17 protein-coding genes are annotated in these 22,618 nt (G+C 67.9%); 1 reads left to right on the top strand and 16 read right to left on the bottom strand.

Features of this window, described 5'->3' with window-relative positions; genetic code table 11:
* The first annotated feature begins 36 nt into the window (after positions 1–36).
* Positions 37–4,917, top strand: coding sequence for an alpha-2-macroglobulin family protein (locus tag ACIQ7H_RS03610; protein ID WP_395788476.1), 4,881 nt, complete (start codon positions 37–39; stop codon positions 4,915–4,917).
* Between the two features lie 174 nt (positions 4,918–5,091).
* Here the strand turns inward: ACIQ7H_RS03610 and ACIQ7H_RS03615 are convergent, their stop codons facing one another.
* From ACIQ7H_RS03615 to hemP, 16 genes are all read right to left on the bottom strand, one after another.
* On the bottom strand, positions 5,092–5,475 hold the full coding sequence (locus ACIQ7H_RS03615) for a DUF2784 domain-containing protein (protein WP_395788478.1): 384 nt from the start codon (positions 5,473–5,475) through the stop codon (positions 5,092–5,094).
* A gap of 213 nt (positions 5,476–5,688) precedes the next feature.
* Positions 5,689–7,047, bottom strand: coding sequence for a formimidoylglutamate deiminase (locus ACIQ7H_RS03620; protein WP_395788480.1), 1,359 nt, complete (start codon positions 7,045–7,047; stop codon positions 5,689–5,691).
* A 189-nt stretch (positions 7,048–7,236) separates the two neighbouring features.
* Entirely contained in the window at positions 7,237–8,745 is a 1,509-nt protein-coding gene (lysS, locus tag ACIQ7H_RS03625) for a lysine--tRNA ligase (protein ID WP_395788482.1), read from the bottom strand.
* 307 nt (positions 8,746–9,052) lie between these two features.
* Positions 9,053–10,181 (bottom strand): peptide chain release factor 2 gene (prfB, locus tag ACIQ7H_RS03630; protein WP_395788484.1). Its coding sequence is split into 2 segments (ribosomal slippage): positions 9,053–10,105 and positions 10,107–10,181, totalling 1,128 coding nucleotides; the frame shifts between segments, so codons are not numbered across the junction.
* 79 nt (positions 10,182–10,260) lie between these two features.
* A complete protein-coding gene (locus ACIQ7H_RS03635; protein ID WP_395788486.1) occupies positions 10,261–11,361 on the bottom strand; it encodes a hypothetical protein in 1,101 nt (366 codons plus the stop codon).
* Between the two features lie 474 nt (positions 11,362–11,835).
* A complete protein-coding gene (mazG, locus tag ACIQ7H_RS03640) occupies positions 11,836–12,648 on the bottom strand; it encodes a nucleoside triphosphate pyrophosphohydrolase (protein ID WP_395788488.1) in 813 nt (270 codons plus the stop codon).
* 273 nt (positions 12,649–12,921) lie between these two features.
* Entirely contained in the window at positions 12,922–13,710 is a 789-nt protein-coding gene (cysQ, locus tag ACIQ7H_RS03645; RefSeq protein ID WP_395788490.1) for a 3'(2'),5'-bisphosphate nucleotidase CysQ, read from the bottom strand.
* A complete protein-coding gene (gene nudE / locus ACIQ7H_RS03650; RefSeq protein WP_395788492.1) occupies positions 13,707–14,279 on the bottom strand; it encodes an ADP compounds hydrolase NudE in 573 nt (190 codons plus the stop codon). Before nudE ends, cysQ begins: the two co-directional genes overlap by 4 nt.
* Positions 14,276–15,079 (bottom strand): inositol monophosphatase family protein, encoded by an 804-nt coding sequence (locus ACIQ7H_RS03655; RefSeq protein WP_395788494.1) that lies wholly within the window; start codon positions 15,077–15,079, stop codon positions 14,276–14,278. The genes nudE and ACIQ7H_RS03655 overlap by 4 nt, the downstream gene beginning before the upstream one ends.
* Entirely contained in the window at positions 15,076–15,846 is a 771-nt protein-coding gene (locus ACIQ7H_RS03660; protein WP_395788496.1) for a type II secretion system protein N, read from the bottom strand. Before ACIQ7H_RS03660 ends, ACIQ7H_RS03655 begins: the two co-directional genes overlap by 4 nt.
* A 34-nt stretch (positions 15,847–15,880) precedes the next feature.
* Positions 15,881–16,366: a type II secretion system protein GspM gene (gspM, locus tag ACIQ7H_RS03665; protein ID WP_395788498.1), complete on the bottom strand. Its 486-nt coding sequence runs from the start codon at positions 16,364–16,366 to the stop codon at positions 15,881–15,883.
* Complete coding sequence (gspL, locus tag ACIQ7H_RS03670) at positions 16,363–17,526, bottom strand: type II secretion system protein GspL (RefSeq protein WP_395788500.1); 1,164 nt, start codon at positions 17,524–17,526, stop codon at positions 16,363–16,365. Before gspL ends, gspM begins: the two co-directional genes overlap by 4 nt.
* A gap of 412 nt (positions 17,527–17,938) precedes the next feature.
* Entirely contained in the window at positions 17,939–18,949 is a 1,011-nt protein-coding gene (locus ACIQ7H_RS03675; protein WP_395788502.1) for a DUF6607 family protein, read from the bottom strand.
* Between the two features lie 78 nt (positions 18,950–19,027).
* Entirely contained in the window at positions 19,028–19,594 is a 567-nt protein-coding gene (locus ACIQ7H_RS03680) for a hypothetical protein (RefSeq protein ID WP_395788504.1), read from the bottom strand.
* A 128-nt stretch (positions 19,595–19,722) separates the two neighbouring features.
* Positions 19,723–22,065 (bottom strand): TonB-dependent hemoglobin/transferrin/lactoferrin family receptor, encoded by a 2,343-nt coding sequence (locus ACIQ7H_RS03685; RefSeq protein WP_395788506.1) that lies wholly within the window; start codon positions 22,063–22,065, stop codon positions 19,723–19,725.
* Positions 22,066–22,245: 180 nt separating this feature from the next.
* Positions 22,246–22,464, bottom strand: a complete 219-nt coding sequence (gene hemP / locus ACIQ7H_RS03690) for a hemin uptake protein HemP (RefSeq protein WP_395788508.1) — start codon at positions 22,462–22,464, stop codon at positions 22,246–22,248.
* Positions 22,465–22,618: the final 154 nt, after the last annotated feature.

A 22,618-nucleotide genomic window follows, 5' to 3' on the forward strand; every position in this document is an offset into this window, starting at 1 on the left:
TATACTCGATGCCCCGACGGGCTGGACCAAAAACCAATGAACAGTGTGCGTGCGAACGCGTGGATGGCATGTGCGCTGGCGGCGGTGATCACGCTCGCACTCGGTGCCTGCGGCCGTGATGCAGCGCCACCTCCGGCCGTCCCGGCGACGCCGGAGCTTGAGTCCGCCAGCGTGCAGGGCTTTGGCCTGTCGCGCTGGGGTGCCGAGCGCTTCGATGGCCGGCCCGCCCTGGTGCTGGAGTTCTCGCAGCCGCTGGCGGTCACCCAGCCCTTCGACGAGATCCTCAGCGTGACCGGCCCGGATGGCGCCGCCGGCAGCAGCGGCTGGACCCTGGACCCCGATCGCACCCGTCTGCGCTATCCGTACATCGAGGCCGACCGCAGCTACACCGTGCGCATCCAGGGTCGGCTTACCGCCTCAGCCGGCGACAGCCTGGGCCAGGACATCGAGAAGGAAATCCACTCCGGCGCACTGCCGCCGCAGGTCGGCTTCGCCAGCCAGGGCAGCGTGCTGCCGGCGCGCAATACCGATGGCCTGCCGGTGGTGGCGGTGAATGTGGCCGAGGTCGACGTCGAGTTCCTGCGTGTGCGCGCCGCCGAGTACTCCAACTTCTTCGCCAACTACCAGCGTGCCGGCCAGCGCGGCTGGTGGGATCTGGGCACGCTGTCGAACATCGCCGACTCGGTGTATTCCAACCGCTTCGTGCTGAGCAGCCGCCCGAACGAGCGCACGGTCAGCTTTCTGCCGGTCAACACCGTGCCCGAGCTGCGCGAGGCCGGGCTGTACTTCGCGGTGCTGCGCCGCCCCGGTGATTTCCAGGGCCAGTACCAGACCACCTTCTTCTTCGTCACCGACATCGGCCTGCATGCGCGACTGCACGCGGGAAAGCTGTGGGTGCATGCGGCTTCGCTGGACAGCGGCGTCGCCCGCAATGGCGTGCGCATCGAGGTGATCGACGACACCGGCCGCGTGGTCGCTGAAGCCGCCACCAATGGCGATGGCGATGCCAGCCTCGAACACACGCCGCGGCCGCAGGACGTGCTGGTCGCGCGTCGTGATGCCGAAATCGCGTTGATCCCGTTCCGCCAGCCAGCGCTGGACCTGGCCGATTTCGAAGTCGGCGGCCGCCGCCACACTGCCATCGACGCCTTCGCCTGGTCGGGACGTGATCTCTACCGCCCCGGCGAAACGCTGAAGGTCTCGGCCCTGCTGCGCGACTTCGACGGCCGCGCGCTCGATCAGGCGCAGCCGCTGTACGCCGATCTGCTGCAGCCGGACGGCCGTCGGCTGAGCCAGCAGAAGCTGGAGCCGCAGGCGCTGGGCTATTTCGCGTTGGAAGAGCCGATCCGCGAGGACGCCCGCACCGGCCGCTGGCGGGTCGAGTATCGACTGGCGCCGGACGACAAAACCCCGGTCGGTGCCTTCAGTTTCCGGGTCGAGGAGTTTCTGCCCGAGCGGATGAAGCTGACCCTGAGCAGCGACACCGCGCCGCTGACGCCGGGCCAGAACCTGCCGATGACGGTCGAAGGCGCCTATCTTTACGGCGCCCCGGCCAGCGCCAGCCGCTTCAGCGCCGAACTGGCCTATCGCGTCGACAGCGAGGCCGTGCCCAGCCTGCAGGGCTATCGCTTCGGTGACCCGACCCTGGAGCTGCCGGCAGTCGCCGAAATTCTCGACATCGAGCTCGATGCCGACGGCCGCAGCAGCCAGGACATCGAGCTGCTGAAGGACGGTGCGATCACCCAGAGCCCGCTGCAGCTGATCGTCAACGGCAGCCTGTTCGAATCCGGCGGCCGCGCGATCCGCCGCAGCCTGGTGCGCAGCGTGTGGCCGGCGCCGCAGCTGGTCGGCCTGCGTCCGCTGTTCGAGCTCAAAGACGGCGCTGGCGCCAACACCACGGTCGGCTTCGAGCTGGTGCGCAGCGATGTCGATGGCGGCCTGCATGCCGCACAGGGGCTCGAAGTCAGCCTGATCCGCGAGCTGCGCGATCTGCACTGGAGCTGGGTCGACGGCAGCGGCTGGAAGACCGACTACAGCAGCCGATTCGAAGTCGTCGAAAAGCGCAGCGTCGACTTCGACGGTGCAACCCGTACGCCGCTGAACTTTGCAGTCGAATGGGGCGAGTACCGCGTGGAAGTGCGCGATCCCGCCACCGGCCTGACCACTCGCCTGCCCTTCTTCGCCGGCTGGAGCTGGGAAGACGACAACCGCGGGCTCGATGCCCGCCCCGACAAGGTCAAGCTGGCGCTGGACAAACCGAGCTACCGCGTCGGCGACATGCTGGAGCTCACCCTGACCGCGCCCTACGAGGGCCCGGGTGTGCTGCTGGTGGAAAGCGACCAGCTGCTGTACAGCCAGCCGGTCGAGATCCGCCCCGGCGCGAAGGTGCAGATTCCGGTCAGCGAAGCGTTCAACCGCCACGATGTCTACATCACCGTGCTGGTGCTGCGACCGGGTCAGCTGGCCGACCAGCCCGGCCCGAACCGCGCCCTCGGCGTGGTGCACGTGCCGATGGCGCGCGAGGAGCGCCGGATCGCGCTCAAGGTCGAGGCCTCAGACACGCCGGTGCGCCCGGGCGAGCAGATCGAGATCCGCGTGCAGGCCGACGACCTCGCCGGTGAAACCGCGCAAGTCACGGTCGATGCGGTCGACCAGGGCATCCTCAGCCTGACCCGCTACCCGCTGCCGGATCCGATCACCCACTTCCTGGCCCGGCGCGGATTCTCGATCGAGTCCTGGGACCTGTACGGCCGAGTGATCGAGCGCTTCGAAGGCCAGCGTGCGCGCCTGCGCTTCGGCGGCGACGCTGCCCTGCCCAACCTGCCGCAGGCACGTCGCCCGACGGCCAAGGTGCAGACCGTCGCCCTGCACTCCGGCCCGGTCGCGTTCGATGCCCAGGGCCGCGCGACGGTGAGCTTCACCGCGCCGGATTTCAACGGCGCCCTGCGCGTCGCGGCGCTGGCGTTTGCGGCGCAGCGCTATGGCCAGGCCGAGGACGAAGTGATCGTGCGCGCACCGCTGGTGCTCGAAGTCAGTACGCCGCGGGTGATGGCACCGGGCGACCGCGCCAGCCTGAGTGTGGATCTGCAGAACCTGAGCGGCGCGGCGCAGACCTACACCGTGAGTGCCGACAGCGACGGTCCGCTGCGGATCAGCGGCGGCCGCCAGCAGGTCGAGCTTGCCGACGGCGCGCGTCGCACGCTCACGTTCGATCTGTTGGCCCTGCCCGGCAATTCGGCGGCCAAGTTCAGCGTCAGCGCGGAAGCCGCGGGCAGCAGTCTTCGCCGCGAATTCGAGCTGTTGATCCGCCCGGGCTGGCCGGCTGAGCGCATCAGCCGCGTGCGCGTGCTGCAGAACGCCGAAACACTGCGCTACGACGCCAGCGATCTCGCCCCGCTGGAGATCGACAGCAGCAGCCTGCAGGTCAGCCTGAGCCGCCGCCCGCCGCTGCCCTTCGCCGACAGCCTGCGCGGCTTGATCAGCTATCCGTATGGCTGCCTTGAACAGACCAGCAGTCGGCTGTGGCCGCTGCTGTGGTTGGGCACCGAGGCCGGCAAACGCGTGCCGGTCACGCCGATGGCCGAACCCGAGCGGCGTGACGCGATCACTGCGGGCCTCGCGCGGCTGTCCGCGATGCAGGTCAGCACCGGCCACTTCAGTTTCTGGCCGGGCGATGGCGAGGCACAGCCGATGCTCACGCCGTATGTCGCCGACCTGCTGTTGAGCGCCCGCGAACAGGGCGAGTCGATCCCCGAAGCCGTGCTCGAAGCCGCGCTGAAGCGCCTGTCGGAAGATCTGCTGACCGGCGGCGATGGCTATTACAACTACGACCACGCCAACCACCTGCGCTTCGCCGCCCGCGCCTACGCCGGCTATGTGCTGGCGCGGGTCAATCGCGCACCGCTCGGCACCCTGCGCACCCTGTTCGACAACGAGCGCGGCCAGAGCCTGACCGCCCTGCCCCTGGTGCACCTGGCGGTGGCGCTGAAGCTGCAGGGCGATGCCCCGCGCGCGCAACAGGCGCTGGAAGCGGCCGAAGCATTGACCACTCCGCGCCCGGACTACCTGGGCGACTACGGCTCCGAGGTGCGCGACGCCGCGCTGATCCAGGTGCTACTGCGCAGCCACGGCCTCAACGATGCCAGCACCGACGAAGCCCTGATCGGGCTGGTGCGGCAGATCGACGGTCGCGGCCCGCAGCGCTGGTTCAGCACTCAGGAGCAGGCCGCACTGTTCCGGCTCGGCACCCTGGTGCTCAGCGAAGGCGATGACGTGCTCGGCCTGAGCGTGCAGCAGGGCGGCAGCACCGAAGCCCGCACGCCGGCCTTGATCCACAGCCTGCGTTTCGAGCCCGAGCAGCTGCGCGGCGGCGTCAGCCTGGCGCCCGAGGGCAGCGGACCGATCCATGTCGTTGAAGACCTAGTCGGCTTCCGTCGAGAAGCGCCCAAGCCGACCCAGGACGGGCTGATGGTGCAGCGGCAGTACTATCTGCCCGACGGCACGCTCTACACCGGCGAGCCGCTGAGCGAAGGCGACAGCCTGATCGTGCGGCTGACCGTGCAATCCGACGAGCAGCTGCGCGAAGCACTCCTGGTCGATCTGCTGCCCGGCGGACTGGAGGCCGAAAATCTTGATCTGGGCGACCCCAACCGGATCGGCAGCATCGTGATCGACGGCCTCGCATTGAGCGAGCGCGCCTGGCAGGCCGACATCAAGTACCAGGAATACCGCGACGACCGCTTCGTGGCTGCATTGAGCCTGTGGCCCGGCCAGCAGGCGCGCTTGTTCTACCTGGTGCGCGCGGTCAGCCCCGGCGACTACGTGGTGCCGCCGCCATTTGTCGAAGACATGTTCCGGCCGGAACGCCGCGCCATCGGCGAGGCGCTGCCGGCGCGGCTGCAGGTGGGTGAGCCCTGAAGCGTGCGGAACGATCGCTGACGGTGGAGGATTGAAAGTCCTCTGTCGTCAGCGAAGGCTTGCTCGTCGGGTGGGACAGCACGGACATCACTGGCGGGTTTCGATGCAGGCCATGCGTACTTCGCGCCTGTTCCACGCATAAGGACAGCGCATCCGCCGCGCCCTGCTGCACTCTCAGCGTCGCGGCGGCCAGCGCCACCAGGCAGCGAGCACCATCGCGCCAAACACGCTGTACGCAAGCACGAATACCCACGGCGGGGCATTGAAATACAGCAGGCGGCTCAGCCAGTGCTCGATGAAACCGCCGGCATAGGTGGCCTCGCCGGCTTGCGCGCGCAGCCACAGCTCCAGGGTGGTCAGCGGGCAGGTCATGCCCAGCCAGCTCTGCGCCACCACCACGCCGATGGTGGCGAGATGGGTCAGCCGAAACCACCAGGCATTGACGAAGCGCCAGCCGCGCAGATTGCCGATAACGATCAGCGCCAGGCCCAGCACCACGAACACCACGGTCAGTACGTGGGTGAACAGAACCAGGTCGGCCAGCAGCGACCAGATCATCGGCGAACTCCTGTAAGTGATGGCGGGATTACATCGGCGCGATTGAGCCTGCATGACGAAGCTTGAGCGCTTCGGACAGACCGCGCGCCGGTAAAGCACGCCACGCAAGCGCATGGCGCTTTTCGCGGCAGGCAGTCCCACGTATGGCGCGGCGATTAGAGCATCGCGCTGCAATCGGTCGCATGAATCGCGCGGCGGTCTCGCTGCATCCGCTCAATCCGCCAGCAGCACCGACAGCGCGCGCGCATAGTCCGCCTCGATCGCCGCGCGCTGCAGATGTTGGCCCTGCTCAACCCGCAGCCAACCACTCACCCACACCCGATCCACCGCCGGGCGATTGCTGGCGAAGATCCAGCGGTCGATGACGTCGCTCGAAGCGGCGCCGTACAGCGCCGGATGCGCGCGCTGCAGGCTCACCACATCGGCCTGTGCGCCCAGTGTCAGCACGCCGTTCGCATCGGCACTGCCCTGCCCGGCCGAGTCGGCGCCGGCCTGGGTCGACGCCGCCAGCAGGCTTTCGCCCACCGAGGATGTGCGGGCATCCACCGCCAGCGTGCGCTGCCGATGCAGCAGGCGCTGGCCGTACTCCAGCCAACGCAGTTCCTCGGTCAGCCCAACCGATACATGCGAATCGGTGCCAATGCCAAAGCGTCCGCCGGCGGCCATGAACTCGGGCAGTGGAAAGAAGCCGTCGCCGAGATTGCCTTCGGTGCTCGGGCAGATCGCCACCGTCGCGCCGCTGCGCGCCATCGCCCTGACTTCAGCCGCATCGACATGGGTCGCGTGCACCAGGGTCCAACGCGTATCGATGTCGGCATTCGCGTACAGCCATTGCACCGGCCGTGCGCCGCGCAGTTTCAGGCATTCGTCGACCTCGCCGGTCTGTTCGGCGATATGGATATGGATTCGGCACTCGGCCGGCAGTGCGCCCAACAGCTCACACATCGCAGTCGGCGGCACCGCACGCAGACTGTGCAGCGCGCAGCCGATCCGCACGTCCTCACCGCCTTCGCGGCGCAGGCGCTCCAGCAGCTGCAGGAAGGCCTCAACGCTGTGACCGAAACGCTGCTGGCGCGCGCTCAGCGGCCGCGCATCGAATCCGCCCTGCATGTACAGCACCGGCAGCAGGGTGATGCCGATGCCGGCCGCACGCGCTGCGTCGATCAAGGCCAAGGACATCGCCGCCGGTTCGGCATAGGGCCGGCCATCGGGCGCGTGGTGCAGATAGTGGAACTCGCAGACCCGTGTGTAGCCGGCCTCAAGCATCTCGGCGTACAGCTGGGTCGCGACGGCGCGCAGCGTGTCGGGATCAAAGCGCGCTGCCAGCGCGTACATGGTTTCGCGCCAGGTCCAGAAGCTGTCCTGCGGATTCAGCCGCCGCTCGGCGCGCCCGGCCATCGCGCGCTGGAACGCATGCGAATGCAGGTTGGCAACGCCGGGAACCGCCCAGGGCAGCGCGCTGTCCGGCTCGACCGCATTCAGCGATGCGACCCGGCCGGATGCATCAAGGCCGAGCTGGACAGATGCCGCCCCCTCAGGGCGCCAGAGATTCAACGGAGGCAGTGCGTTCATGGCCGGCATTCTCGCCGATGCGCGGCGGCGACTGCAGCGCCGCGCTCGCTGGCGTCGACATCAACGCCCGTGCCCGGCAGGGCGCGCGATCAGCGCCCCGCGCCGCAACTCGAGTTGTGGAGGCGCGCGATCAGCGCCCCGCGCTGCAACTCCAGTCGTGGAGGCGCCGGATCAGCGCCCCGCACAGCTTCAGTCGTGGACCGGCCGCATGTACGGGAACAGCAGCACATCGCGAATCGAGGCGCTGTCGGTCAACAGCATCACCAGACGGTCGATGCCGATGCCCAGGCCACCGGTCGGTGCCATGCCGTACTCCAGCGCGCGGATATAGTCGGCATCGAAGTGCATGGCCTCGTCGTCGCCGCCTTCCTTCTGCTCGACCTGGGCCATGAAGCGTGCGGCCTGGTCCTCGGCGTCGTTCAACTCGCTGAAGCCATTGGCCAGTTCGCGACCATTGATGAACAGCTCGAAGCGCTCGGTAATGCCCGGCTCGCTGTCGCTCTCGCGCGCCAGCGGGCTCACTTCAACCGGGTGGTGGGTGATGAAGGTCGGCTGGATCAGCTGGGATTCGACCGTCTTCTCGAAGATCTCCAGCAGCAGCTTGCCCCAGCCGTAGCCCTTCTTGACGGGCACGCCCAAGCGCGCGCAATGCGCAGCCAGCGACTCGCGATCACGGCAGTCGGCGGCGGTGATCTCCGGGTTGAAGTGGCGCACGGCTTCGTCCATCCGCCAGCGACGGAAATCCGGGCCGAGGTCGATGGTCGCGCCTTCCCATTCGCGCACCGGCGTGCCGAACACCTCGATCGCGCAGTGGCGGATCACCTGTTCGGTGAGGTCCATGATCTCGTGGTACGTGGCATAGGCCTCGTACAGCTCGAGCATCGTGAACTCGGGGTTGTGGCGGGTGCTCACGCCCTCGTTGCGGAAGTTGCGGTTGATCTCGTAGACGCGCTCCAGCCCACCGACCACCAGGCGCTTCAGATACAGCTCGGGCGCAACGCGCAGATACAGCTGCAGGTCGAGTGCGTTGTGGTGGGTGGTGAAGGGCTTGGCCGTGGCGCCGCCGGGGATGTAATGCATCATCGGCGTTTCGACTTCGAGGAAGCGCCGCGCGTCCAGCCAGCTGCGCATCGCGCGGATGATCTGCGAGCGCTGCACGAACACCGCGCGGGCTTCCGGGTTGACGATCAGGTCGACGTAGCGCTGGCGATAGCGCTGCTCGACGTCTGTCATGCCGTGGAACTTGTCCGGCAGTGGGCGCAGCGCCTTGGTCAGCAGGCGCAGCGACTTCACATCGACCGAGAGCTCACCGGTGCGGGTGCGGGTCAAGCCGCCGGCCACGCCGACGATATCGCCGATGTCCATCGCCTTGAATGCGGCATAGGCGGCCTCGCCGATGCCGTCGCGGGTCAGGTACAGCTGAAGCCCGCCGGACTCGTCCTGGATCTGCGCAAAGCTGGCCTTGCCCATCACCCGCTTGGCCAGCAAACGGCCGCCGAGCGCGACTTCACGGCCGGTCGCCGCGAGCGCTTCCGGGGTCCAGTGATCCTTGTCGGCGAACTCGACCTGCAAATCACCGGCGAACTCGACCCGGCGGAAATCATTCGGAAACGCCGGCCCCGCCTCGCGCAGTGCTTTCAGCTTGCTGCGGCGCTCGGCGATCAGGAAGTTTTCCTTTGCATCAGCGACCTCAGGCATCTCACCGAATCTGCTGGTGTCCTGAACGCCCGCGCCGCTAACGCTTTGAGTCGGAGGGGTGTCTTGCTTGTTCATTTGATCTTCCGAGGTGCTGCAACTGTCATCGAGTCCGAACTTCTCCCCTCTCCCCTGGTGGGAGAGGGGCCGGGGGAGAGGGGGTGCCTCACGATACGCCGCCCCCTCTCCCCAACCCCTCCCCCACCAGGGGGGAGGGGCTCTCCTGCGGCATTCTTCAAAGGTTCTGCCCTAGTCAGATGCTGTCGATTGCTCTGACGCAGCGATCGCACAGGCCGCGAAACGCGGCCACTCACATCGCATCAGAACGTTTTGCGCCAACCTCCAGCCCCGACTTCAAGCTGGCCTCGACGAACTCGTCGATATCGCCGTCCAGCACCTTCTGCGTGTCGGAGCGCTCGATGCCGGTGCGCAGGTCCTTGATGCGGCTTTGGTCGAGCACGTAGTTGCGGATCTGGCTGCCCCAACCGATGTCGGACTTGGTCGCTTCCACCGCGTCTTTTTCCGCGTTGCGCTTCTGGATTTCAAGCTCGTAGAGCTTGGCCGCCAACATTTTCATGGCGGTGTCGCGGTTCTGGTGCTGGCTGCGCCCGGTCTGGCAGGCCACCACGATATTGGTCGGGATATGGGTGATACGCACCGCCGACTCGGTCTTGTTGACGTGCTGGCCGCCGGCGCCCGAAGAGCGATACACGTCGGTGCGCAGATCGGCCGGGTTGATCTCGATATCGATGTTGTCATCGACTTCCGGCGACACGAACACCGAAGTGAAGCTGGTGTGGCGGCGGTTGTCGGAATCGAACGGCGACTTGCGCACCAGCCGGTGCACGCCGGTTTCGGTCTTGAGCCAGCCGTAGGCGTAGTCGCCCTCGACGCGGAAGGTGGCTGACTTGATGCCAGCCACGTCGCCGCCGCTGACTTCCATCAGTTCGGTTTTCCAACCGCGCGACTCGCACCAGCGCAGGTACATGCGCAGCAGCATTTCGGCCCAGTCCTGCGCCTCGGTGCCGCCGGCGCCGGCCTGGATGTCGACGAAGGCGTTCGCGGCGTCCATCTTGCCGGAGAACATGCGCTGGAATTCGAGCTTCTCGACGGCAGTGGCAAGGCCGGCGACGTCTTTCTCGACCGAGTGGAAGGTGGCCTCGTCGTTCTCCATTTCGGCGAGTTCGAGAAACTCGCCGGCGTCCTTCAGCGCCTGGTTCATGTCGCGGATGCCGTGCACCACTTTCTCAAGCTGGGCGCGCTCGCGGCCGAGCTGCTGCGCGTTCTCGGGCTTGTTCCAGATGTCCGGGCTTTCCAGCTCGCGGCTTACTTCTTCCAGTCGCTCGACCTTGTGGTCATAGTCAAAGAAACCCCCGAAGCAGGGCCAGCCGCTGCGTCAGGTCGTCGATCTGGTAACGGACGGGGTTCACTTCGAACATGGGGGCACCTGCGAGACGCGCGAAAAAGACCGCGAAGCTTAGCAGAGCCCGCCCCAAACGCCGACCCGAGCCAGCGGTTTCAGTTCTCGAACCCGTTGCCGAAGATGCTCCCGCCGACCATCGGTTGCAGCGAAACCCCGACGCCGTTGTTGCCGGGCGTGGGATCCGGCGTGCTGGAAGACGCCAGCACCTCGACCGTGTCGCCATCCGGGTTGCCGGGAAACTCGGCCCAGCATTCGATGAAGGCATTCATCGCCAGGCTGGGCTGGATGCCGGCCGGGCTGCAGCCTTGGCTCGCATTCGGCGGCAGGCGGGTGAAGCTGCAGCTGGCGTTCTGCGCCGCGCTCGGGCCGAAGTTCTGGCAGCGCGCCACCACCCGGCGGTTCAGCGGACTGGTCGGCGTCACCGACTGCAGGGAACTCACGCGCATGTCGGCCGAACCCGAGCCGCTGCTGGCCGGATGCACCAGCAGCGGCAGCACGGGATACGCCCACAGGCTGCCGAGGTCGCCCTGGATCGAGTTGATCGGCGCACGGAACCGCGTCGCCGCGCTGAACCCATCCAGCGGCTGGCTGCTTACGACCGGCACCAGAAACTCGTAGCTGGCCTGGCTGCCCATCGGCCACAGCGGCGAGTTCGCGGCCTGCGGATCGCGGCGCTGGATCAGAATCCCGCTGCCGCCGCTGCCGTCGCCCAGAGCGAAGATCGGCAGCGCCTGCTGTGAAGGCTGCGGGCAGCCGGCGACGCGCAGGCTGGCGCCGAAGCTCTGGTCGGTGATGACCTGATTGGTGAACTCGATATAGCTGCCGCTGCCGTCCATCGCCTTGTAGAAGCAGCGCAACGGCGTGGCCGCATTGGCGACGATGCTGACCCCGGCCGGCAGCTGCAGATAGGGGCCGACCAAGCGCCCGGTCGCGGGCACCGCGATGCCCGCGGCCAACACGCTCAGGTAGAACGGCTGGCCGACGGTGGGCTGCGGCGGGCTGGGGATATAGGCCTGGCTGATGTAATAACCGGTGCCGTTGGGCGTGTAGCCGGTGACGATGTCCTGCACCGGGGTGTACACAATCGGGCTGGAACGCCACTGCACCTGCGCGCGAGCCGGCGGCGCGACGGCGCAGGCCAGTGCAGCGAAGGCGAGCATCGGGATCATCAGATGGGCAGTCAGAAACTGGCGCATTGCAGCTCTCCAAAGCCGGTGCATCCGGCCTTGGCATCGATGACGAGATCACGCGGGCAAATCGATCATTCGCGTGAGCCGCGAAGGTTGTGGCGCTGGCAGATCTATTCGCAGAGCTGGCTGGAGCGGATCTGCAGCGAGCGCGGTGCGAGCCTGGCCTTACAAGTGCCGTGCCATGGCAGGCCGGGCATACAGGATCGATTCGTGCGCCTCGGGTGTCCAAGCAGCGTCGACCCGGCGAGTGCAGAACTCGGTGTCGACCGCCTTCAGGCACGCCGTAGCGGCCGCAACGTGACATCGACGCCGCCACTCGCGGCATGGCTGATACGCGTCCTGCCGCCGAACGACACCCAGAGCAACGCGCGCAGCGACCTGCGTGCTGACGCGGCGACGCCTGCGAGGCCACCTCGCGCCGCGCCGCGCTGCGAATCCCGAATCCCGAATCCCGAATCCCGAATCCCGAATCCCAAGCCGCTACAGCCCCTCGCGCTTGGTCAGCCCCCACAGCGCCTCCTGCTCCGCCAGGCTGAAGTCCGCCAGGCTGCGGCCCTGCTCGGCGGCGATCGCCTCCATGCGGCGGAAGCGGCGTTCGTACTTGGCGTTGGCGCGGCGCAGGGCGGAGCCGGCGTCGACCTTGGCTTTGCGGGCGAGGTTCAGTGCGACGAACAGCACGTCGCCGATCTCGTCTTCCAGCGCTTCATGGCCACGGCCCTTGGCCAGTTCCTCGCGCACTTCGTCGAGCTCTTCGTGCAGCTTGGCGATCACCGGTTCGGCATCCGGCCAATCGAAGCCGACCGAAGCACCGCGCTTTTGCAGTTTCAGCGCGCGCGCCCATTCGGGCAGGCCGCGGGTGATGCCGGCCAGTGCGCTCAGGTCGGCCTCACCGCGCGCGGCGCGTTCGGCGCGCTTCTGTGCATCCCACTGGGCGAGCGCAGCATCGGCCTCGCTGGCGCTGGCGTCGCCATAAACATGCGGATGACGGCGGATGAGCTTTTCGCAGATCGCCTCGGCCACATCGGCGAAGCCGAAGCGGCCTTCCTCTTCGGCCATGCGGGCGTGGAACACCACCTGCAGAAGCAGATCACCGAGCTCATCGCGCAGTTCATCGAAGTCGCCGCGGTCGATGGCGTCGGCGACCTCGTAGGCTTCCTCGATGGTGCACGGGGCAATGCTGCGGAAGTCCTGCTTCAAGTCCCAAGGGCAGCCGCCATCGGGATTGCGCAGCTGGGCCATGATCGCGCGCAGGCGCTCGACCGGGTCGGCGTGGGTGGGGATGGGTGCGGGCATGGCATTCCTTGCGCTGGAGCGAATCGACTTGAGGGCTGCGTGGCGCTACGCCTGCTGGCTGTGCTCCCCTCTCCCGTGGGAGAGGGGCCGGGGGGAGAGGGTTCGGGTGTTGGACCGAGTCTCAGAGCCACGAGAACCGCTGTTCCAGCCCTGTGTTGAACGGTCGAGCTTCGCCCCGCCCTCTCCCCAACCCCTCTCCCACGGGAGAGGGGCATTTGGCTGCGCGCCCATGGGTGCACCAGGTGAATACAAAGGCACTGGGTGAATCTCCCTCTACAGCCACTCCCGCCAAGGCAAGCCGAGGTCACCAAAGGCGATGAAATCGGGATTGATCAGCGTGTCGCGCGCGTTGTAGCGCAGCGGCTCACCGGCGAGGTCCAGCACGGCGCCGCCGGCGGCTTCCAGCACGCACTGGCCGGCCGCGGTGTCCCACTCGCCGGTGGGGCCGAAGCGCGGGTACAGGTCGACCTGACCTTCGGCCAGCCGACAGAACTTCAGCGAGCTGCCCAGCGGCACCTGCAGGGGCTGATCGAGGTGTTGGATCAGCCCAGCGCTGCGCGCATCAAGATGCGAGCGCGACACCGCCACCCGCAGCGGCCGTGGCGCCGGTCTGCGCGCGCTGAGCTGCACATCGCGGCCGTCGGACTGACGCAGAAACGCACCGAAACCGCGTGCGGCCCAGAACAGTTCATCCAGCACCGGCGCATAGACCACGCCGAAGCTCGGCGCGCCGTGTTCGATCAGGGCGATATTGACGGTGAACTCTCCGTTGCGCTTGACGAACTCGCGGGTGCCGTCGAGCGGGTCGACCAGCCAATAGCGCTGCCAGCTGCGGCGCTCACTCAGGTCTTCTGGAGCGGATTCCTCCGACAGCATCGGCAGCACTTCGTCCAGGCGCGCGAGACCGGCTTCGATGATCCGGTGTGCAGCAAGGTCCGCCTCGGTCAAGGGGCTGCGATCGGATTTGGCGGCGACCTCGAAGTCCTGCGCGTACACCTGCAGGATCGCGCGGCCGGCCTCGCGCGCCAGTTCGAGCAGGGCCTCGACCGGCAGCGCGCTCATGCGAGACTCCGGCGCTGGATCAGCTCGCGAACGATGAACATCGAGGCCAGCGAACGGCCTTCCGAGCAGTCTTCGCGCAACATCAGCTCGTGCAGACGGTCGAGCTTCCACGGGATCACTTCGAGTTCTTCGGGCTCATCGCCGGGCAGCCGCTCGGGGTAGAGATCCTCAGCCAGCACCAAGGTGGTGCCGTGGGTGAAATAAGTCGGCGCCAGGGTCAGATCACGCAGCACGGTGAGTTTGCGCGCGCCGAATCCTGCTTCTTCCTTGAGCTCGCGATTGGCGGCGGCGACTGCGTCTTCGCCCGGGTCGATGCGGCCCTTGACCAGGCCGAGCTCGTAACGATGCGGGCCGGCAGCGTATTCGCGGATCAGCAGGATGGTGGCGTCATCGGCCATCGCGGCGACGATCACCGCGCCGCGTCCGCGCGGCTTGGTGCGCTCGAAGCGGCGCCGCGCGCCATTGCTGAATTCGAGCTCCATCTGCTCGACCTGGAAACGGCCGCCGTAGTCGAGTTCCTGCACCGAATGGATGATCGGCAAGGCCGGTGCGGGCTTGATCTCACTCATGGCGTAGCCCCGCGCCAGCCGGCGAACGCGCTGCGGGCTTCCGCATGCAAATCAGCATTGCCGGCCAGCACCGTGGTGGTGGCGAGTGAAAGCTCGGCACCGTCGAGATCGCTGAACACGCCGCCGGCCTCGCGCACGATCACGGCCAGCGCGGCGATGTCGAGAATGTTCACGTCCGACTCGATCACCAGATCGATGCCGCCGCGCGCCAGCAGGTGGTAGTGATAGTAGTCGCCATAGCCGCGGGTGCGGCTTGCGCGGCGCACGAAGCCGGCCAGGGTCTGCCAGCCGGGTGCGGCCGCCAGGGTCTTGAGGTTGCCGAACGAGATCGCGCTGATCTCCAGCGGCTGCGCTGCCTCGACGCGGATCGGCACACCATCGAGGTAGGCACCACCGCCCTTGCGCGCCCAGGCCAGCTCGCCGACCGCTGGCGCCGATGACACGCCGAGCACCAGCTCGCCGCGGTGCATCAGCGCGATCTGGGTGCTGAACATCGGGTAGCCACGGACGAAGCTCTTGGTGCCGTCGATCGGGTCGACCAGCCACAGCCAGTCGCCGCTGCCGTGGTGGCCTTCTTCCTCGCCGTAGATGGCGTGGTCGGGATAAGCCGCCAGCAGCACCTTGCGGATTGCCTGCTCGCTCTCGACGTCGGCTCGGGTCACCGGTGAGGCATCGGCTTTGGTGATGACCTCGAACTGGCCGCGGTAGTACGCATTGATGATTTCGGCCGCTGCACGTGCCGCCTGTCGCGCGACCTCGAGCGCGCTGTCCAGAAACTCCGCGGTTGGCTGCTGGCTCATCCGCCCACCCGCTTCAGCTGGCCGTTGATCTGCAGGCGCGAGCTGCCGTCGGGCTGCAGCTCGCCGACATGCTGCAGCGCGCGCAACACCGCGGCATCGTCATTGCGGGCTCGCAGGGTGGCTTCGGCGCTGATCCCGCGGATGCCTGCGGAGAAGCGCCCGTCTTCGATCTGCAGCGGGCCGCCGCTGTCGGTCACCGTGCCGGCGATGCTGCCATCGGCCTGGGTGGCGAACTCCGAGCGGATCTCGCCGAGCAGGGCGTCGGCGGCGCCGGCCACCGCAGCATCCCGCCACACCGCGCTGCCTTCGATGCGGGTCGGGAAGTACTGCACGACCACGACTTCGCGCAGGTCGAAATCGACCGTGCCGCGCAGCTGCAGGGCCGGAATGTCCAGCGCCGGCTGCATGCGCTGGGCCTCCAGCGACAGCTGCATGCCACGCAGCTGCAGATTGCCGGGCTTGTCGATGCTGACGAAGCCGGCGGCCTTGAGCTCGGGGCCGTCGACGCTGACATCGGCATCCAGCCGCCGCGACAGCAGGGCCCAGGGGCTGATCGACCAGCTGACCGCGCCGAGCGCGCGCTCGCGCACCGTCAGCTGCTCGGCGCGCCCGTTCCACACGCTGCCGCTGACGGTCTCCAGCTTGACCCCGCCCATGCGGCCTTCCATCCAGCCGAGCGCCACCGATGCCGGCAGAAAGGCCACGATCAGGCCCAGGATCAGCAGCAGTACCAGGGCGAACACGAACAGACGAATCAGGAACTTCATCAGCAACTCCGTAGAAAACCCGCTGGCAACGCGTTCAACGCCGCTGCTCAAGACCAATGCGCGCATCGACCTGGCCGGTGGCGCCAGTCGACTGCACGTTCAATTCGGTGACGCGCACGCCATCGCTGCGCGCGAAGCTCTCCAGCCAGCTCATCAGCGGATCGAAGCCGGCCTGCTGGAACACCAGCCGCACCTGTCCGTCGGCGACCGGCTCGACCCGCAGCAGCGCGCCACCCAAGCCAGCCGCACGCGCGCCGGCATCCACCCGCGCCAGCAGCGAGCGCGAATCGGGCGTGGTGCTCCCAGCGCCGCCGGAGCGCAGCCGCTGCACTTCGGGGGCGGCCGACTGCATCCAGCGCAGGCTGGCGTCGGTCGCGGCCGCCTGCAGGCGCAGCGATTCGCGCGCGCGATCCAGCGGAAGCCAGGCCAGCGCGTACAGGAGCAGCATCGCCGCCAGCGCGCCGCCGATGCCGAGCACGCGGCGATCGCGCTCCGAAAGTCCAAGCCACCAGTCCTTCATGCGCCGCCTCCGGCGCGCACGCTGACGCGGCCTTCGACACCGCCCTGCCCGGGCGTGGCGGCGGTCAGTTCGGCCGCAAGCCCGAGCGCGACGAAGGTTTCGCGCAGGCCGTCGAGCGTGGCGACATCGGGCGCGCGCAGGGTCAGGTCGATCGCGCCGGAACGATAGTCGACCGCCTCCAGCGTGTAGCGCGAGCTGCCGGCCAGGCTGGGCGCGATCCGCGCCAGCAGACCGAGTGCGTCGTCACCGCCGGCGCCCCGCTGCAGGCGGTTGAACTCGATCTCAAGCTGGGCCCGCGGATCGACCACCACACTGGTGCCGGGCACCGCCTGTCGCAGCAGCTCGGCCATCTCGGCGCGCTGCGATTCGATCCGCCCCTGCAGCTGCTGGCGCTCGACCAGCGCATGGGCGAACGCCAAGCCGACCGCCACCGCGGCGAGCACCGCAGCGCGCTTCAGCCACGGCAGGGCGTCGCCGGCCTGACGACGCGCGAACTCGCCCTGCAGCAGATCGGGGCCGGCCGGTGCTTTCAGCTGTGCGGCGAGCAGCAACGCCAGCGCCGGTGCGGCTTCCGCGCGCATCGCCAGGGCCGGCGGAAGCTGATCACGGCGGCTGCCGGCGCAGACCAGCACACGCCAGCTGACGACCAGTTCCTGGGTGCCCGCCAGCAGATCCAACAGGCCGGGCAGACCGCCGAGGCTGTCGACCAGCAGGCTTCCCGACGCGCTACGCAGCAGCACGCGCTCGCCATCCAGAACCAGCACCGGTGCACCCGGCTGCGGCAACAGCGAGGCTTCGGAATACAGCGCGCGCAGCTCAAGCCCGGCATTGGCGGCGATGGCCAGCCACTCCTGCAGGCGCGCGCGTTCAACCACGGCGATATCGAGTGGATCGCCCGCACCAGCGAAGGCGATATGCAGCTGTTCGACGGGTGCAGCCAGCCGCTCTTCGATCGCGAACGGAAGAGCCTGCCGCAGCAGGCGATCGCTACGCGCGACCCGCGGCGCGCGGGTCAGCAGCACGTCCTCGGCCGGCGCCAGCACGGTGCATTCGCTGCCGGCGGCAGGCAGACCAGCGTGCACGCCGGACTGCGGACGGTCGAGATCGAGCCATCGGTGCTGGCCGTCCGATGCGAGCTGCAGGAGTACGCGCTGGGGCATGGGCCGGTGGGAACTCCGAAGTCGAGGGGCCGCCGCTCAAGGCCTGCGCAGCGAAGCGCAGCCAAGCCGGCGTGAACAAGCGCCGGATTGTAGCAACCCCCGCGGCAATCACTGCGCGCGCAGCGCATGCGCGGCCCTGACGTCGGGCCGCGCGCCAGCGTGAGCCATTCGGAGCGCATCCCATGGCTGGCCTCGACACGCTCGTCAGCGACGGACGTTCCTGCACACGCCCGTGCCCGCGGAAAGCAGCGGACCGGTTCGCGATACTCAGCCGGTTGAACACAGCCCGCCCGCGAACGCCGCCCCGGGACCATCGATAGCCACCGGTCAGGCGGACCTGTGGCGGTCGAACAGGTGGCGCGGGGCCCGGCAACGCGTCGAACTTGCCCCCGCGTCGCCCGTGCGACTTCGCTCAGCCGTCGATCCAGTACTTGCGCAGGGTCGAAGCGACGGTGGCCGCGTCGATCTCGGCCCCCTCGGCCTGCTTCTCCGCCAGTTCAAAGCTGGCCGCGTAGCGCGGCGTGCCATCGAGCTCGCCGCCCAGGGTCAGGCCCTGCGGCCGCGCCAGCGCCTGGCTGTAGAGGGCGCGGACCCGTGCCCAGTAGCTGGCGGTGCTCTGCCAGTAGGTACGGCCGGCACTGAAGTCGTAGTCGGTGATGCGCCGGTAGGTGTTCAGGCCCTGCTCGCGCGCCAGTGGGCGTACCGTGCCTGCGGCACCGACTACCAGCTTGGTGTTGATCTGCTCATGCGCCCAACCTTCGGGGGTGAGCAGGTGGCGGTTGACCGCGCCCATCACCTGATAGTCGTCGCGGGTGGTGTACTCGCGGCGCGGCAGCGGGCGCCAGCTGTAATCGGATTCCCACACCACTTCGCCATCCGTGTGGCGCCAGCGGCCCACGCCGCCGTAGCGCGGCGCGTCATCGACCTCGAACACGGTCTGTGACCAGGCGCCGAGGCGCTCAGCCTCAGCGACCGGCTCGGGTTGCCAGTGTTGCTGGCCGCGGTAGCGCAGCACGCTGGCCGGCTGATACTGCCAGTCCTGACGCCAATGCTTGACCACGCTGTGATCCTCACCGATCACCAGAATGTGCTGCAGCGAAATGAAATCGCCACGATCCTCGATCACGGTGACCCACTCGGTAGCGCCAGAGCGCTTCTGCTTGCGCGGCGTGTAGTCCGGGTCGAGTGACAGGGTCTCCTCGAACGTGAAGCGCACGCGGAACTCGCCGGCCATCGCCAGGATGGCAGCGCGGTCGCGCTCGAATTGTTCCGGCCGATTCAGCGTGACCGCTGCCGGTGGCGGCGGCGGCGCCACAGCGGCCTCGGTGCGCACAGCCGAAGGAGCGGCGCAGGCGGCCAAGACGGATACGAACAGCGCGGCGCAGGCTGCGCGGCACTGCTTGATGCGGGGAAGGATGGACATGTGGACTCCGCGGAATCGGTAGAGAAAGAGAAGACGCAGGGCGTGCGGCGGTGTCGCGCCGAACGGACTCGGTTGGCCTCAGCCGGCGCACGGCCCGCATTGGCAGCGTTGGCACCAGTCATGGATCGAGCGCTCGCCGCAGGCCGAGATCGAGGCACTGCCATGCAGGGCCAGACGCAGGTCTGAAGTCGCGACGAAGCGACCCGCGCGGGCACGCCAGCGCCAGCGGATCAGCCACGGCGGTTGACACAGCGGCGCCTGCGCAACGCTCAGCTGCCGTCGCTGCTGCAACAGCGCCAGCAGTCGTTCCCACGCGAGGAAGTCGCTGTCTGGCAGCAGGCACAGCTGGCACACCGCGACGCCATGGGCATCGACAAAGCGCAGCGCTTCGCGCGGGCCACTGCTGTCGATCTCGGCCTGCACCTGCAGGCGCAGACCCGCGAGCAGCGGGGCTGCGTCGATCGCCAGCTGCCGCTGGTCGAAGCGTCGATGCAGGCAGACCAGCGGACCGAGCGCCGCCAGCGCCTGGGCCAGCCAGGCCCAGGGCAGACGGTTGACTGTTGCGGCCGCATCGAACCGCGACGCGCAATCCGCTGCGGCCTCGATATCGTCGATCACGTGTGAGGTGCTGTCGTGCAGGCTCATGGTCGTCGCTCCTGCCGCGCCATGGCGGCGTGGGCTGTGCCAAGTGGAAGGTGTCGCGTCGGACGGGGCGCGCCCGATGTGTCGAAACCGCTCAGTTGTACTCGTGTTGCCTGGTCAAACACCGCCGATCAGAAGCGCACTTCGAGCTGCGCACTCAGTGTTCGGCCCGCTGCGCTGTAGCGATCCAGCACCGTGCTGCTGGCAGCGATCTGCGGTACTGCCGCCCAATCCCAGTAGTGGCGATCGGCGAGGTTGAACACGCCGACGTTGAGCCGTGCGTGCGCGTCCAGCTCGAATTCCAGCAGCAGATCGAGTACGGCGTAGCCGGGCGCCGCGAAGGCCGGAACGGCGGCGGTCGTACCAGCGACCTCACCCGGGTCGCGCTTGCGTGCCGCGCCGCGAGCGACCAGTTCGATGTCAGCACGCGCACCGCTCCAGCGCAGGCCGAGCACGCCATTCAGTGGATCGATCGAGGTCAGCGGCACGTCGGCGGTGAGGTCGGTGCCGTGCGCGCTGGCCGCGGCGAAACGCAGCTCGAAGGCCTCCAGCGCGGGCGACACGCTGCCCAGCGCCAGCCCGCCCTTGAGCTCCAGGCCGTAGATCTCCGCGCGCGAAATGTTCTGTGACTGGAACACCAGCAGTCCGCTCACAGGATCGGTACCGAGCCCTCGCAGCGATTCGATGAAATCGTGGTAGCGGTTCAAGTAGGCCGAGGCGCTCCACCAGAAGGCTGCATCGCGGCGGCGCAGACCGAACTCCACGCCATCGCTGGTTTCGGGCTTCAGCTCAGGATTCGGGATCGCCGTATAGCCGAACTGCAGATTGGTGAAACCGAGATTGACATCGCTGTAGGGCGGCGAACGGAAACCGCGCGCATAGCCGCCGAACACGCTGTAGCGCTCGCCGAAGCTGCGCACCACGCCAAACTTCGGCGCCACGCTGGTCTCGCTCAGCTCCACGGGCGCCAGCCCTGGGTTGTCGCCAGCGAAGATCGGATCCAGCCGCGGATCAAGCTGGTAGCGATCGATACGCAGGCCTGGAATCAGGCGCCAGCGGCTATCCACGCTGTCGATCTCGTCCTGCACGTAGATCGCCGCATTGGTGGTAGTGCTGAGCGGAAAGTCGCGCACCGGAAACGCATCCGGGCTGATCACCGAGGTCACCGCACCGGTGCCCAGATTGGTGGCGCGGCCGTCGCGCTTCTGGCGGATCTCGCTGCGGCTGAGCTCAAAACCCCAGGTCAGGCGATGCGCCCAGTTGCGGCTCTCGACGCTGCGATGGGCGGTCAGCTCAAGACCATACACACGCTGATCGAAGTTGAACTCTCGCTCGCGCAGGGTCGGGTTGGTCGGTCGCCCCGAGATCAGGGTGACGCGCTCCTCAAGGGTCTGCTGGGTGGTTTCGCTGTCCTGCCGATAGACCTGCCAACGCAGCGCGTCTGCCAACGCGAAGTCGAGGCTGTCGAGCTCGTGCTTCAGGGCGACACGCGCGCGGGTCTGGCGGTCATCACCGCGCAGATCCAGCACCTGTACCGGTGCGCCGAAGCCGGCGGTGACGGTACGCCCGCTGCGCACATCAGTGAGGGCCCGGCCTTCGTTGCCGTCGACGGTCAAGGCCCAGCGCTGATCCGCCGTCGGCGCGAACAGCAACTTGGCGAGCAGGCTGGTCTGGGTTGTGTTCTGCGGGTTTGGCGCCGTGCGCGTGCTGCCATCGGAAGCCGTGCTGCCCTGGTTGCGTGGCGCCTCGCCGTCGCGATGGTGGGCGATCACAAGCCCCGACCAGCGCCGCCCGGCGAATGCGCTGCTGACGCCGGCATAGGTGCTGCTGTCTTCGCCGGCATGGCCGACGCGCATCGACAGCGCGCTACCGCGACCGTTCTGTAGCTGATCGTCTTCGATCAGATCCGCCGGATTGACGGTGGCGAAGCTGACCACGCCGCCAAGCGCGTCCGAGCCATAGATCGACGAGCCAGGGCCACGCACGATTTCGGCGTTGGCCAGGGTCGCCGGGTCGACGAAGTTGCGGTTGGCATTGGCGAAGCTGCCGATCGAGAACGCGTCGGACACTGCGATGCCGTCGGTCTCGATCAGCACCCGATTGCCCTCCAGCCCGCGAATGCGGAAATCGCCCAGGCCGAAGCGGCCGAAGTTCGAGCGCACCGACACACCGGGCTCGTAGCGCACCAGGTCACGTACGTTCTGCACCAGCTCGCGGCGGATCTGCGCGCGGTCGATCGCGCTGATCACGCTGGGCAAGGTGGCGGCGACCGATTCGGTGAGGGTGGCCGACACGACAATGCGTTCAAGCGCATCGAACTGCGCGTGTTCGGCGCTCGATTCGCTGCCCGGCTCGGTGCCGGGGCTGGCTTCTGGCACCGGCGCAGAGTGGGCCGCGTGCGCAGCAAGAAGAGCCAGCGCGAGCGCGCTCGGACGCAGGCGACGGTGGAACATCAGATCAGCAGGACTGTGCATCAGAACTCCGTAGGGAACACGGAGCGGGCTGGCGCGCGGCGCTGGCTGGCTCGATCGGGGGATGGGGATGGATCAGCGCGGCACCGTTGCAGGCTTCGATCGCGCTGATGTCGGCTGCGCCTCGGCGCAGCCCGCGGACCCGTTGGCAGGTCCTGCTTGGCGAGGACTGCCTCGTCAGGATTACTTGGTAAGGATCAGCTTGTCATTCTGGGTCAGGCGCAGGCGGTACTCGTGTTCGCCGTGCTGAATCACCAGTTCGCGCCCGCCTTGCAGCAGGTCCTCGCTGGTGACGCAGACGCGCGGTGCCGCGCGGCTGACGCTGCGGATCAAGGTGGTCGGCATGGAGAAATCCATGTCTTGAGCGGTAAGGGTGTCGCCGGCAGCAGGGTTCAGCGTCATGGCGTTCTCCAAGTGACAGCGCGGACCAGCGCTGCGGATACAGATGATAATGATTCGCGTTTGCGTGTCAATTGGTTGGTAGCGGGATTTTGGCTCGGAGCTCGGATACAGAGCAGCTCAGTGTGTCCAAGGCCGCAGCGACCGCGTCGGCGAG

Origin of the sequence: Aquimonas sp. (assembly GCF_044377145.1) — a bacterium.
Classification (GTDB): Bacteria; Pseudomonadota; Gammaproteobacteria; order Xanthomonadales; family Xanthomonadaceae; genus Aquimonas.